The sequence below is a fragment of the Tenacibaculum soleae genome (genome assembly GCF_001693415.1).
GTDB classification, from domain to species: Bacteria; Bacteroidota; Bacteroidia; order Flavobacteriales; family Flavobacteriaceae; genus Polaribacter; species Polaribacter soleae.
The window spans coordinates 712,143-725,440 of sequence record NZ_MAKX01000001.1 but is presented as its reverse complement, the minus strand read 5'-3'; the positions used below and the strand labels follow the sequence as shown (position 1 = coordinate 725,440).

General features: G+C 30.5%; 19 protein-coding genes. 4 read left to right on the top strand and 15 right to left on the bottom strand.

Annotated features, from left to right (window positions below; genetic code table 11):
* The 4 genes from BA195_RS03315 to BA195_RS03300 form a co-directional block, all read right to left on the bottom strand.
* A complete protein-coding gene (locus tag BA195_RS03315; protein ID WP_068702412.1) occupies window positions 1-471 on the bottom strand; it encodes an IPExxxVDY family protein in 471 nt (156 codons plus the stop codon).
* 84 nt (window positions 472-555) lie between these two features.
* On the bottom strand, window positions 556-1,293 hold the full coding sequence (gene rnc / locus BA195_RS03310) for a ribonuclease III (RefSeq protein WP_068702410.1): 738 nt from the start codon (window positions 1,291-1,293) through the stop codon (window positions 556-558).
* 6 nt (window positions 1,294-1,299) lie between these two features.
* Window positions 1,300-2,550, bottom strand: a complete 1,251-nt coding sequence (gene fabF, locus BA195_RS03305; protein ID WP_068702408.1) for a beta-ketoacyl-ACP synthase II — start codon at window positions 2,548-2,550, stop codon at window positions 1,300-1,302.
* Window positions 2,551-2,557: 7 nt separating this feature from the next.
* On the bottom strand, window positions 2,558-2,794 hold the full coding sequence (locus BA195_RS03300) for an acyl carrier protein (protein WP_068702406.1): 237 nt from the start codon (window positions 2,792-2,794) through the stop codon (window positions 2,558-2,560).
* Window positions 2,795-2,974: 180 nt separating this feature from the next.
* Here BA195_RS03300 and purN point away from each other — a divergent pair, with 180 nt between their 5' ends.
* Both purN and BA195_RS03290 read left to right on the top strand, forming a co-directional pair.
* Window positions 2,975-3,544 carry a phosphoribosylglycinamide formyltransferase gene (purN, locus tag BA195_RS03295; RefSeq protein ID WP_068703900.1) on the top strand — a complete coding sequence of 190 codons (570 nt, stop codon included), beginning with the start codon at window positions 2,975-2,977 and terminating at the stop codon, window positions 3,542-3,544.
* On the top strand, window positions 3,537-4,175 hold the full coding sequence (locus tag BA195_RS03290) for a ribonuclease H1 domain-containing protein (RefSeq protein WP_068702404.1): 639 nt from the start codon (window positions 3,537-3,539) through the stop codon (window positions 4,173-4,175). The genes purN and BA195_RS03290 overlap by 8 nt, the downstream gene beginning before the upstream one ends.
* A gap of 53 nt (window positions 4,176-4,228) precedes the next feature.
* On the opposite strand, the gene BA195_RS03285 is transcribed toward BA195_RS03290, so the two are convergent.
* Entirely contained in the window at window positions 4,229-4,576 is a 348-nt protein-coding gene (locus tag BA195_RS03285; RefSeq protein WP_068702402.1) for a toxin-antitoxin system YwqK family antitoxin, read from the bottom strand.
* Window positions 4,577-4,730: 154 nt separating this feature from the next.
* On the opposite strand from BA195_RS03285, the gene BA195_RS03280 reads away from it, so the two are divergent.
* Window positions 4,731-5,102, top strand: a complete 372-nt coding sequence (locus BA195_RS03280; RefSeq protein WP_068702400.1) for a DUF1304 domain-containing protein — start codon at window positions 4,731-4,733, stop codon at window positions 5,100-5,102.
* 2 nt (window positions 5,103-5,104) lie between these two features.
* Window positions 5,105-5,917: a mechanosensitive ion channel family protein gene (locus BA195_RS03275; protein WP_068702398.1), complete on the top strand. Its 813-nt coding sequence runs from the start codon at window positions 5,105-5,107 to the stop codon at window positions 5,915-5,917.
* Here the strand turns inward: BA195_RS03275 and tsaB are convergent.
* The 10 genes from tsaB to cyoE form a co-directional block, all read right to left on the bottom strand.
* Entirely contained in the window at window positions 5,914-6,591 is a 678-nt protein-coding gene (tsaB, locus tag BA195_RS03270) for a tRNA (adenosine(37)-N6)-threonylcarbamoyltransferase complex dimerization subunit type 1 TsaB (protein ID WP_068702396.1), read from the bottom strand. The two genes, BA195_RS03275 and tsaB, sit on opposite strands and share 4 nt — an antisense overlap.
* 95 nt (window positions 6,592-6,686) lie before the next feature.
* Window positions 6,687-8,018: a TolC family protein gene (locus tag BA195_RS03265; protein WP_084443100.1), complete on the bottom strand. Its 1,332-nt coding sequence runs from the start codon at window positions 8,016-8,018 to the stop codon at window positions 6,687-6,689.
* A 218-nt stretch (window positions 8,019-8,236) separates the two neighbouring features.
* Entirely contained in the window at window positions 8,237-8,449 is a 213-nt protein-coding gene (locus BA195_RS03260; RefSeq protein WP_068702390.1) for a hypothetical protein, read from the bottom strand.
* On the bottom strand, window positions 8,442-8,963 hold the full coding sequence (locus BA195_RS03255) for a DUF420 domain-containing protein (protein ID WP_068702388.1): 522 nt from the start codon (window positions 8,961-8,963) through the stop codon (window positions 8,442-8,444). The genes BA195_RS03260 and BA195_RS03255 overlap by 8 nt, the downstream gene beginning before the upstream one ends.
* Before the next feature lies 1 nt (window position 8,964).
* Complete coding sequence (locus tag BA195_RS03250; RefSeq protein ID WP_068702386.1) at window positions 8,965-9,612, bottom strand: SCO family protein; 648 nt, start codon at window positions 9,610-9,612, stop codon at window positions 8,965-8,967.
* Entirely contained in the window at window positions 9,599-10,279 is a 681-nt protein-coding gene (locus BA195_RS03245; protein WP_068702384.1) for a hypothetical protein, read from the bottom strand. The genes BA195_RS03250 and BA195_RS03245 overlap by 14 nt, the downstream gene beginning before the upstream one ends.
* A gap of 61 nt (window positions 10,280-10,340) precedes the next feature.
* Window positions 10,341-10,679: a cytochrome C oxidase subunit IV family protein gene (locus BA195_RS03240; RefSeq protein ID WP_068702382.1), complete on the bottom strand. Its 339-nt coding sequence runs from the start codon at window positions 10,677-10,679 to the stop codon at window positions 10,341-10,343.
* Window positions 10,680-10,698: 19 nt separating this feature from the next.
* Window positions 10,699-11,712 (bottom strand): cytochrome c oxidase subunit 3, encoded by a 1,014-nt coding sequence (locus BA195_RS03235; RefSeq protein ID WP_068702380.1) that lies wholly within the window; start codon window positions 11,710-11,712, stop codon window positions 10,699-10,701.
* Between the two features lie 56 nt (window positions 11,713-11,768).
* Window positions 11,769-12,353, bottom strand: a complete 585-nt coding sequence (locus BA195_RS03230; RefSeq protein WP_068702377.1) for a cytochrome c oxidase subunit 3 — start codon at window positions 12,351-12,353, stop codon at window positions 11,769-11,771.
* Complete coding sequence (cyoE, locus tag BA195_RS03225; protein WP_068703898.1) at window positions 12,353-13,210, bottom strand: heme o synthase; 858 nt, start codon at window positions 13,208-13,210, stop codon at window positions 12,353-12,355. The genes BA195_RS03230 and cyoE overlap by 1 nt, the downstream gene beginning before the upstream one ends.
* Window positions 13,211-13,298: the final 88 nt, after the last annotated feature.

The following is a 13,298-nucleotide window of genomic DNA, read 5'->3' as shown; positions in this document are numbered from 1 at the left end:
TTAAAATATTAAAAAATCTTTTGACTTTAAAGATTCTACCTCTACTTGATAAGAGGTAATTATTTCAGGAATTTTATTAATTTTTTCAATCGTTTTTACAACTTGTTCAAAATCAAAATCTCCTGTTATTTTTAAAAAATAATCAACTTTCTTTTTTTCTGGAACAAGTCGCGTTACTGAAGCACTCTCATTAAAAAGACTCGTTGAATTTGTTTTACTTGTTGACTTGTATACATTGTTTATTAAAAACCATTCATAATCTAAAGTTGTATTACTATATTCAAATACCGAATAAAAAGATTGATTATTTTTATTGGTAAAATCTAAGCTATAGTTTGCTTTACAAAATTTTGTATGTAAGTACTTATTTAATAAATACGCTATTTTATATTCATTAAGCGTTGTATGAATACCTATTAATACGTAATCATTCGTAGAAAATTCATTAATATTCAACGTATAAGTAGCCATAAAAACAATTATTTGCTTTTAGCTAAATTACTGAATGTATCTAAAATATAATGTGAAATTTACGAAAAGCTTTTCGCGACAATGTTAAGAGTTTTCCATTTGACTTTGCATTGCAAAATACACTCTTTTTGCTGCAATTTCTTCTGCTTTTTTCTTTGAAGTAGCTCTTCCTTTACCAATAACATTTCCATCGATACTAACACGTACGCTAAAATGTTTTTTAGATTGATTTCCAGAATCTTCGTAAGACTCGAACTTATATTTCCGTTTGTTTTTTTGGCACCATTCTATCACAAACCCCTTATAACTAGATATTTTACCTTCTAACCTTTCAATATCAACATAGGGTAACACTACTTGTTCGTATATAAATTGATGGCAATAATTATAACCTCTGTCTAAATAAATAGCTCCTATTAAAGCTTCAAAAATATTACCATAAATATTATTACTAATATGCTCTTGAGAAATATTACTTTTTACAAATCTAATTAGCTCTAGGTCTTTACCTAATGTATTTAAATGCTCCCTACTTACTACTTTCGATCGCATTTGAGTTAAATAACCTTCGTCTCCTTCTGGAACTTTTTTATACAAATAAGAAGCCATTACAGATCCTAATATTGCATCACCCAAAAACTCTAGTCGTTCGTAATTAATTGGATTACCTTTTTCATCTACTAATTTTAAAGACCTGTGGGTAAAAGCTTTCTTATAATGTGAAAGTTTTATAGGTTTAAAATTAAGCAGTTCTTTTAATTCGTAGTAAAAATTTTCGTCCTCTTTATTTTGGGGCTTAACTATTCTACGAAGAAAATTCATAAAAAATTAATCTAATTTTCTAAATACTACACAAGCATTATGACCTCCAAAACCAAACGTATTACTCATGGCAACTTTAACCTCTCTTTTTTGAGGTTTGTTTAACGTTAAATTTAATTCTGGATTAATGTTTTCATCAACATTTACATGGTTAATCGTTGGAGGAATAATTCCGTGCTCCATTGCCAATATAGAGGCAATAGATTCTACAGCTCCTGCAGCCCCAAGTAAATGACCTGTCATAGATTTTGTTGAATTAATATTGATATTTTTAGCATGTGCTCCAAAAACTTCAGAAATCGCTTTTAACTCAGCAACATCACCTAATGGTGTAGAAGTACCGTGGGTATTAATATGATCAACCTCTTCAGGTTTTAACCCTGCATTTTCAAGGCAATTTTTCATTACAGCAATAACACCGATTCCGTCAGGATGTGGTGCTGTCATGTGGTGCGCGTCAGATGACATACCTCCACCAATAACTTCTGCATAAATTTTTGCTCCACGCGCCTTCGCGTGTTCATATTCTTCTAAAACAATTGCTCCAGCTCCTTCTCCTAAAACAAAACCATCACGTTCACCATCAAAAGGCCTTGATGCTGACTTATGGTTTTCATTATTTGTAGACAGTGCATGCATTGCATTAAAACCACCAACTCCTGCGTACGTAATTGCGGCTTCACTACCACCGGTTACAATAACATCGCAATGACCTAGTCGTATGTAATTTAACGCATCTATCATCGCGTTAGCTGATGATGCACATGCAGATACCGTTGTGTAATTAGGTCCCATAAATCCATTTTTAATAGATATATGACCTGGTGCGATATCAGCAATCATTTTAGGAATAAAAAATGGGTTAAATCTAGGAGTACCATCTCCGGCTCCAAAATTCATAGCTTCATTTTGAAAAGTTTCTAAACCTCCAATACCAGCTCCCCAAATTACTCCTACTCTTAATTTGTTAATTTCATCAAGATTTAATTTCGAATCTGCAATTGCTTCATCAGAAGCTACCATTGCGTATTGAGTAAATCTATCCATTTTACGCGCATCTTTTCTATTAATAAAATCTGTCGCGTTGAAATTTTTTAATTCACATGCAAAACGAGTCTTGAACTTGGCAGCATCGAAATACGTTATAGGCGCAGCTCCGCTAACTCCGTTAACCAAGCTTTCCCAATATTCTTCTTTATTGTTTCCTATTGGCGTTAATGCGCCAAGTCCAGTTACTACAACTCGTTTTAATTGCATATAAGTATTATTTTTTTGCTTCTTCGATATAGCTTACTGCCTGTCCTACTGTACCAATATTTTCTGCTTGATCATCTGGAATTTGGATATCAAATTCTTTTTCGAATTCCATAATTAATTCTACTGTATCTAAAGAATCTGCTCCTAAATCGTTTGTGAAGCTTGCTTCGTTAGTTACTTCGTTATCGTCTACTCCTAATTTGTCTACGATAATTGCTTTTACTCTTGATGCTATGTCTGACATAATTTGTTTGTTTTAAAATTTAAAATCGAGGCAAAAATACAAATCTTAACTATTAATTCTAACTTTTGCTCAAAAATGTGTGGTTTAAATATAAAAAAAATATTGAATCTTTTGCTACAAACACCACCGTTGTTAATAATTATTCTTTTTTTTGTAGTAACAAAAATAACACATTTTACTATGAAACGTATCATAATTTTAGCTTCTGGCTCTGGTAGTAATGCTGAAAACATCATTAAATACTTTCAATCAAGCAAAATAGCTACCGTTACTCACGTGCTTTCTAACAACGAACGTGCCAAAGTTTTTGACAGGTGTGAGCTTTTAAACATTGATGCATCATTGTTTGATAAAGAGAGTTTTATAAAAGACGATACAGTCTTAAATTTTTTACATGCTGAGGCTGATCTAATTATACTTGCTGGTTTTTTATGGCGTATTCCTGCTAAAATAGTAGCTGCTTTTCCAAACAAGATTATAAATATTCATCCTGCTTTACTTCCAAAATATGGAGGAAAAGGGATGTATGGTATGAATGTTCACAAAGCGGTAAAAGAAAATAACGAGTCAGAAACTGGTATTACCATCCATTATGTAAATGAAAACTATGATGAAGGGGCTATTATTTTTCAAGCGAAAACCGAAATATCCTCTTCAGATTCTCCCGAAGATATTGCAACAAAAATTCATGTATTAGAACAAGAACATTTTCCTAAAGTTATTGAAGATGTAATAGTAAAAAATGGCTAAAAAGAAAAAATATTACGTTGTTTGGAAAGGTAAAAAAACTGGAGTTTTCACTTCGTGGGATGTTTGTAAAAAACAAATTACTGGCTTTGATGGGGCACAATACAAAGCTTTTATAGATAAAAAAGCAGCTGAAATTGCTTTTACAAAAAACTACAACGACTATATTGGTAAAGATACTAAAAGGGTTATTTTATCTGCCAAAGAAAAGGCAACCTATGGAACACCTAATTTAGAATCCATTGCTGTTGATGCTGCTTGTGCAGGAAACCCTGGGTTGATGGAGTATCGCGGTGTTTTAACAAAAAACAAAAAAGAAATATTTAAAATGGGACCTTATAAAAAAGGCACCAATAATATTGGTGAATTTTTAGCTTTAGTTCATGGAATTGCACTTTTAAAAAATAAAAACATGGATACTTACCCGATATATTCAGATTCTAAAATTGCCATGAGTTGGGTGAAAAAGAAACAGTGTAGAACTAATGTTACTTTTGATAATAGTAATAAAGAAATTTTAGATTTGATAAAACGTGCCGAAAAATGGCTAAAAGAAAACTCGTTTAAAAATCCAATATTAAAATGGGAAACAAAAGCTTGGGGAGAAATTCCTGCTGATTTTGGTAGAAAATAAAAAAACCAAGTAAAAATACTTGGTTTTTCATACTAATAACTTAATAAAACTCTTTATTTAGCTGCCATTTTTGTTTCTTCTGTCCAAGTTTGAACACTAGCGACAACATTATTTGTGTAATCTATTTCTTTCAACCCATCTTCTTTCCACATAAACCACTTTCCTACTTTTTTACCTTCTTTATAATGTGCTATTGTTTTTTTATTTCCTTTAGCATCAAAAGAAGTCCAAGTTCCTGATAATTTTTTATTTTTAAAAAAACCTTGTTCTTTTACTTTTCCGTCTTTATAAAAGTAAGTTGCTTTTACTAAATCTCCTGATTTTTCAAATTTGGGTGCTATATCTTGAGCTTGTAACAATGATATTGATAAAACACAAACTACTATTATTAATTTTTTCATGTCTAAAATTTTTATATTTAACTCTTACATTACAAATATATATATAATTTTACAAATACGAAACATTTACATAACATTAATTTAACATTGGAAGGCTTTTTTATAAAATTCGCTGAAAAACCATATATTTATCCTTCAACTTACTATTTCAATTATGACAACTATACAATACATATTAATAAGCATTGTTGCTTTAATTCACATATATATTATGTTTTTAGAAATGGTTTTATGGACAAAACCAAAAGGAATAAAAATGTTTGGTTTAAAAAGTAAAGATTTTGCTGAAAAAACAAAAGTCTTAGCGGCAAACCAAGGTTTATATAACGGTTTTTTAGCTGCAGGGTTAATATGGTCGTTAATTGACAGTAGTTACAGAAACAATATTGCACTATTTTTTCTAACCTGTGTGACTTTAGCAGGTTTTTATGGGTCTTATTCAACAAAGAAGATAAGTATACTTTATGTTCAGGCTATACCCGCAATTATAGCTTTAATTTTAACCCTATTAAAAACTTACAATTAAAAATGGATTCTAAACAAATTATTAACAGTATTACCACATATGCTACAGAATATGGATTAAAAATATTATCAGCTATTCTTATATGGATTATTGGTTCTTGGATTATAAAGAAAGTTATGAAAGTAACAAGTACCATTATGATGAAGGGAAAGTATGATGAGAGTTTGCAAAAATTTTTATTGAATCTTATCAACTGGACTCTTAAAATATTATTAATTATTGTTCTTTTATCTAAACTAGGTGTAGAAACAACATCGTTTGCTGCAATTATAGCTGCTGCAGGTCTTGCTATTGGTATGGCTTTGCAAGGATCTTTAGCTAACTTTGCTGGAGGTGTATTAATAATGATATTTAAACCTATAAAAATTGGCGACTTAATTAAAGCACAAGGTGAAATTGGAGTTGTTAAAGAAATTGAAATTTTTACAACTAAATTAACGTCACCAGACAATAAGTTGGTAATTATACCTAATGGCACCCTATCAAACGGTAATATCACTAATTATACTGCAGAGGGTAAATTAAGGGTAGATTTAACTTTTGGAGTAGGTTATGATGCTGACATAAAACAGACGAAAGAAGTTTTATTAAAAGTTTTAACTGATAACAAAAAAGTATTACAAGATCCTGCTCCTACTGTAAACGTATCTGAATTAGCTGACAGTTCAGTTAACTTTACTGTTAGGCCATGGGCGAATACAGCTGATTATTGGGATGTGTATTTTGAAACTACCGAAAATGTAAAACTAGCACTTGATAAAGCAGGAATTGAAATACCGTATCCTCATCAAGTTGAAATTCAAAAACAAGGTTAAACTTTCTTTTTTTCAGGAATTACGACAAAATCTTTTAAATAAAAAGGTTCAAAATAAGCGACATCTTCGATGTCGTTTTTTTTGTATTTATTATAACTTAAAAGTGCCATTTCTTTAGTTGACGGAAACTTATCTTCTATAAAAGTTGCATTTTCATGCGTAATTACTTCTTTACACTTATTAGCTCCATCACCTAAAAAATAAACTTTCCCTCTTGATAACTCCTCGTAAAAAGAATTTTCATTAATTATTTCTGCTTTTATTTCTCTTATTTTTTTGTGCTGTGAATCATATACTGCTGAATATACTTCCATTCTACGTGCATCTAACATTGGTACAATTAATCCATCATCATTAAATATACCATGCGCTAACGACTCTAATGTTTCAATAGCAATCAAAGGTTTATCAATAGCAAAACAAATTCCTTTTGCTGCCGAAACCCCAATACGAAGTCCTGTATAAGAACCTGGCCCTTTGCTTACCGCTACTGCATCAATAGCTCTAGATGATAAATTTAATTCTATTAATAGCTCTTGAATAAAGGGATGTAATTTTTCTGCATGAGAATAATTACCATCGTTTAATTCTCTAATTCCTATAACCTCACCATTTTCTGCTAAACATACCGAACAGTTTTTTGTTGCGGTTTCTATATTAAGTATTAGTGCCAAATTGAATTTATTTTTTTTGCAAAGATACATGATAAAGAAAAAACCTCGTTAAGTTTTTACTTAACGAGGTTTTAAATTATAATATTCTTATTATTTTAGTCTAAAATCGACTCTCCGTAATAAAACTTTAATACTTTGGTGGTAAACACATAATTATATTTTGCTCTTATCATGGTTGCTTCTGAGTTTACTAATCGATTACGTACTTGATCATAATCAAATTGTGTCATTGAGCCATAATCATAGCTAACTTGTGCATTTTTAAAAGCTTCTTTTTGTGATTTTAAAGATATTTCAGCTGCTTCAAATGATTTCGCCGCTGCTTTTGCATCTTGAAAAGCTTGTTCAATTGTTTGTTGTAGTTGTAATTTTTCGTTTTCTAATCTAGTTTCAGTAATTAACTTGCTAATTTTTGAGCGTTCTACGCTTGCATCAGTTTTAAAACCGTTAAAAATTGGAATACTTACATTGAATCCTACTCCATATCCTAAGTTATTATCTAACTGTGTAAAAAAATCAGTATTAGAAAAACCAGGAGGTAAATCTAAATTATATCCATAATTGGTACTAACACTTCCTGAAGCTGTTACGGATGGTTTGTATGCTGACCTAGTAATCGCAATAGATAAGTCGGCGTTTTTAATGTTCAATTTTGCTCTAGCAATTTCTGGTCTGTTTGTTAATGCTTTCTTATATACTTCTTCTGAAGTACTATAAAGCATTGCTGCTGATGGTGAATCAATTTCAATTTTGGCTACATCAAAACCATTAAATGGTACTTGTATTAATTGAGATATATTAAGTAAAGCTAAACTTAATGCATTTTCTTGCGTAACTACATTCTGTGCGTCGTTTGATGCTGTAGATTGTGCATTTAATAAATCGCTTTTAGGAACAGCACCTGCATCAAACTGTGCTTTTACGCGTTCTATTTGCTTTTTACTAATAGCTGCTTGCGTAGTTGCTACTAATAAGTTTTCTTTTGCAAATAGTGCGTTTAAATACGAGTTAACAACACGTAAAGCAATATCATTTTCAATTACCTCTAAATCTAGTTTGCTACCTTCAACACCTAATTTTGCTTGCTTGTAACTGTTTAAAACTCTATAACCATTAAAAACAGTTATTCCGGTAGATAAACCAAAAGAACCTCCGTAGTTACTGGTTGAAACTCTATCGTTACTAACAGGGTCAAAACCTGAACCAAATCTTAAACTACCTCCTGTTGATCCGTTTAAAGTGGGTAATTTATTTCCTTTAGCGTTTTTTAAATCTGTTTCGGCAATATCAATATTTAATTTATTTTGCTTAATAGTTATGTTATTTTCTAAAGCATGATCAACACATTCTTTAAGTGTCCATTGTTTTTGAGAAAAACTAGCTAACGAAATAAGTAAAGTTGCTGCTACTATAAATTTTGTTTTCAAGACTAATATTTTTTTGTTCATTATAACTTGGTCAATTAATATTCCAATAAATTAAGAAATAGTATTTTACTGTTAAACAACAAATTACCAAATTTAATTTTTTATTAAGTGTTTGATTTTGAACAATTAATGTTCTAATATCGAACAACTATTTTTTAGTTTTTTATATGACGACTAAAAACTATATATGTTACAAAAAATATATTTTTATTTAAAACTTAATTTTTAGACGCTTTCTTATGGCGGTAAATAAAATAAAATAAAACACCAACCAATATATAAGGAAACACCATTAAATAAGTAATTCCATTATTAACACCTTCAGCTATCGTTTCATTTCCGCCTTCAACAACTGCCTTACACATAGCACATTGTGCCGATGCGTTTACACTAAGCATTGCTAAAATAATTATTAATCCTTTTTTATACATAATATGGAGATATCATTAAATATACAACTACACCTGTTATAGCAACATATAACCATAATGGGAAGGTAATTTTTGCTATTCTTTTGTGATCAGAAAAATTTCCTAAACGCGCTCTCATAAAAGTTATCAAAACAAAAGGTATTACTACAATTGATAGTATTATATGTGTTATTAATATAAATAAATACACATATTTTATCACACCCTCTCCTCCAAATTTTGTAGAATCTGAAGTCATATGGTAGGCAACATACATTACTAAAAATAATGCTGAACAAACAATAGCCGTTGTATTTAATTGCTCGTGTAATTTTTTATTCCCTTTTTTTATTGCAACTACCGACGCTATTAATAACACTGCTGTTAATCCATTAATACTTGCATATATTGGTGGTAGAAATGACAATGGTTCAACATTCGGAATTTTAATTCCAAACAATGCTGCTACTGCCAACGGAATAACAATAGAAACAATTGTTATTAGTTTTTTATATTTTTTTTCTTCAGTACTCATATTATTCTTTCAAAAGTAACTTAATATCTTGTTTTAGTTCGGTAATCTGATTTCCAAAACCATGTTCATCCAATGCTCTGTAATACATTATTGGATTTCCGTGTTCATCATAACGTGAACGGATGTATCCATCTTTATCAACTAAGGCAAATAAACCAGAATGTTCAAATCCCCCATGAGATACTTCACCTTTTCCTGCAAACAATTTAAATCCTTCGTTTGATAAATTATACACAACATCTTCAGATTTACCCGATAGTAAATGCCAATTTTTGTGATTGATTCCATTTTTAAGAGCGTATGCCTTTAATTGTTGTGGCGTGTCTATATCAGGTGTAATAGAGAAGGATGCAATTCCGAAATTAGGATTTCCCATAAACTCGTTTTGAATGGTGATCATTTCGGCATTCATTAAAGGACAAATAGTCGGACAGGTAGCAAAGAAAAATTCTACAACGTATACTTTGTCTTTAAAATCACTATTATTAATGCTTTTTCCATCTTGATTTATAAATTCAAAAGCTGGTACTTTATTAAATCTATGTAAATCAGCAGTTTGAAACTGCTTTATAATTTTTGGTACGGCATAAATACCAAATAATAAAATTATAAATGAAATACCAACGTATGAATAATTACTTTTTTTCATTTGATAGTGTATTTGTTCTTCTGTCTTCGCTTCTATTATTTTTCTTCAATGCCATTTTATATTCAACCAAAACAACACTAATATCATCAATCATATCATTTTTAAGTTCAGCCACAGAACTCATTGAATAGCCAAATAGTTTTTGATCTGAAAGCCCATTAATGGTTGACTTACCTCTTCTTAAATTAAGTTCTTTATCAATAATATATGCTTTTGGCGAATGTATATTTTCATCTAAAGGCTTTGATGTCTTAAAACTTTCATGCAATGCTTTTATTTCATCTGCTGAAGCGAAAATAAAATCCCATCTTGCCAAATCTGCATTAACACTTAGCATTTTTTTTAAGTCTTCTACCGTTTCCTTCTGACTCTCGTCAACAAGAGAAATCATCTGAAAACTTACATAATTAGAAAATTTGGTGTAAATTTTTTCTTTTAAATTATACACTTCACCTTTTACCAAGTTAATATCATTTCCTAAAAAAGTAACTACGGTAACTCTTTTATCAAATGTAAATTTTTTATCAATTAAAGAAACATCGATAACATTTTTAGATATTATTGGTAGTTTTCCGAAATTGTGCGTACCTAGTTGTAATAATATGTAAAATAACAACGGTACAATAAAAAGTGCAAACAGTACAATAAATTTTTTCGCTTTCCCCATTTTTAGTTATAATTAAAGAAAAAAAAAGGTGGTTAAGACCACCTTTTAAATTTTTATTTGATTACCATTTTACCAATGGTGCTAATGTATCGTATAAATAATCTCCTTCTATTAAAATGATAAATAAAAGATAAGATATCAAGAAAACTGCAGTCCAAACTATCGAACGTCTAAACCATGTTTTTTCACCTTCTAAGTGCATAAATGCCCAAGCAATATAATATGCTTTTGCTATTGTTAGGATAATGAAAATCCAGTTTAACCAACTAGTTCCTAATCCATGTAAGTGTAATGAATCTGGTTTAACAATACCTAAACCTACTTCAACAGTTGTTATAATTGTTAAGATTGCTAAAACAATCCAAATTCTTTTTTTATTTGATTCGTGTGCGTGACCCATTTTTAATATCGTTTTTTAATTATACTAAGTAGAAAAAGGTAAATACAAATACCCAAACTAAATCTACAAAGTGCCAATATAAACCTACTTTTTCAACCATTTCATAGTGCCCTCTACGTTCGTATGTACCTAATACAACGTTAAAGAAAACTATAATATTAATAATGATTCCTGAAAATACGTGAAACCCGTGAAATCCAGTAATAAAGAAAAAGAAATCTGCAAATATTGGATTCCCATATTCGTTAACATGTAAGTTAGCTCCTTCAACCACTTGATTTGCTAACGCTAATTGTGCTAAACTTTCCTTTCTTGATAAAACTATTTTTTGTTTTGTTTCAGGATTCAACTTTTCAGTTCGAATCAACAAAGTAGGATCCGCTTTAAAAGCTTCTTGAATTTGTGCTACTGAATATTCAGATATAGTTTCTTCTTTCTCAAACCATAATCCGTTTTCGCGATTATGTTGAATTCTTTCATCCTTTCTATCAACGTGAACAAAATCAGCTAATGCTATTTGATGATATACAGGCTTACCTTCATCATCTACACCATCTGCTTTTGCAAATTGTAAAATGTGGTTATTCTCCGTTTTAACTGCTCCATAAGAACCGTTAATAAAGTTTTTCCACTCCCATGCCTGTGAACCAACGAAAATAATTCCGAAAATAATCGTAGCAAACATATACCAAGCTACTTTATTTTTTTTCTTTTGATGGCCAGCATCAACAGCCAACACCATTGTTACTGACGATATAATTAAAATAAAGGTCATTAACGCCACATAGTACATTGGTGCGTGTACACCGTGTAACCCCGGAAAGTGAGTAAAAACTTCATCGGCAATTGGCCAAGAGTCAATAAATTTAAAACGTGTTAAACCATACGCTGCTAAAAAACCCGAAAAGGTTAATGCATCAGATACGATGAAAAACCACATCATCATTTTACCATAACTAGCGCCAAATGGTTTTGCACCACCTCCGCCCCAGGCTTCTTTCTTATCAGAATTTACAGCATTATTTGCTTCCATAAATCTCTTTTTGTTAATTTTTGTTAAAACAGTGCGCCAAAATTACGCATTTTTCATCATCTTATGAAATAGAAAAAGAAAAATAGATAAATCCATAAAACATCTACGAAATGCCAAAAGATTCCACCTAACTCAAACCCAAGCATATCCGTTGCTGAATATTTCTTTTTAAAATGATTATAAATTACTACCAATAATACAATTACACCTGCTAACAAGTGTAAAACATGCATAAATGTTATTCCTATTATAAAAGATGTAGATACGGTACTTTCGGGTCCTGTAAAATATAATCCAACTGATTTTAGTTCGTTAAAACCTACATATTGGTACCAAACAAAGCCTAATCCTAAGACTAAAGTTGCTAATAAAAGCGCTAAAGATGCTTTTAAATTGTCTTTCCTTAAAAATTTTTGAGATAGTATTAAGGTAATACTACTTAAAATAATTAAAACTGTACTAATATAAAACGACTGTGGTAAATCGAAACTAACCCAATCATCACGTTTCATACTAACTACATAAGCACTTGTTAGCCCTGCAAAAAACATTACCATACTAATCATCGCCACCCATAACATTGGTTTTGCTGATTTTCTTTTACCTGCTTTTAATTCTTCTTGTAAAGTTTGTTCACTCATTAATGTAAAAATTTATCTACCACATAAATTATGGGTACGATTGTAATATAAAAAACACTTGCCAGCATTAATTTACGAGCATCCGTATTTTCTTCTGATTTATATAATTGAAAAGCGTAATACAACATTAGCAAACCTAATAACAAAACAATAACTGCTGTTAAAGGATATATATAAAAGTTTCCTGTTACTTTTAAAACCGGTGCCAATGACATTAATATCATAATACAGGTGTAAAAAATTATTTGCACAATAGCTCCTTTATCTTTTTTATCCATAGGAAGCATGTGTAAACCTGCTTTATTATATTCTTCAAACTGTAACCAACCAATAGCCCAAAAATGTGGGAATTGCCAAAAAAACTGGATCATAAATAAAAAACCTGCTTCTATTCCAAACTGCCCAGTTGCAGCAACCCATCCTAACATAAAAGGAATTGCCCCTGGTATAGCTCCGACAAAAACTGCTAAAGGAGTTACAGCCTTTAAAGGTGTATATGCACTTGTGTATAAAAAAATAGATATTGCGCCAAATAAAGCACACTTCGGATTTATTGCGTATAAAATTCCGATACCAGCAATAGTAAAAATTGTTGCAATAATTAAAGCCGTACTTACCTGCATTCTTTTGGCAGGCAAAGGGCGATTTTTAGTACGCTGCATTAACGCATCTATATCTTTTTCAATAACCTGGTTAAAAGCATTTGATGCACCCACCATTAGATAACCTCCTACTGCCAGTAATAATACCGTTGTATAATTAATTGTTTCAGCGCCTAATAAGTATCCCGTAACAGAAGTAAAAACTACACTTATAGATAATCCTACCTTTGTTAATTGTTTAAAATCATTAAACATTGACTTTAAAGATGTTTTAGTATGTAAAGGCGAGATAGAATCCACTTCTAATTTTATTTTTTTGCAAAGATATTTCTTTCTTACTTAA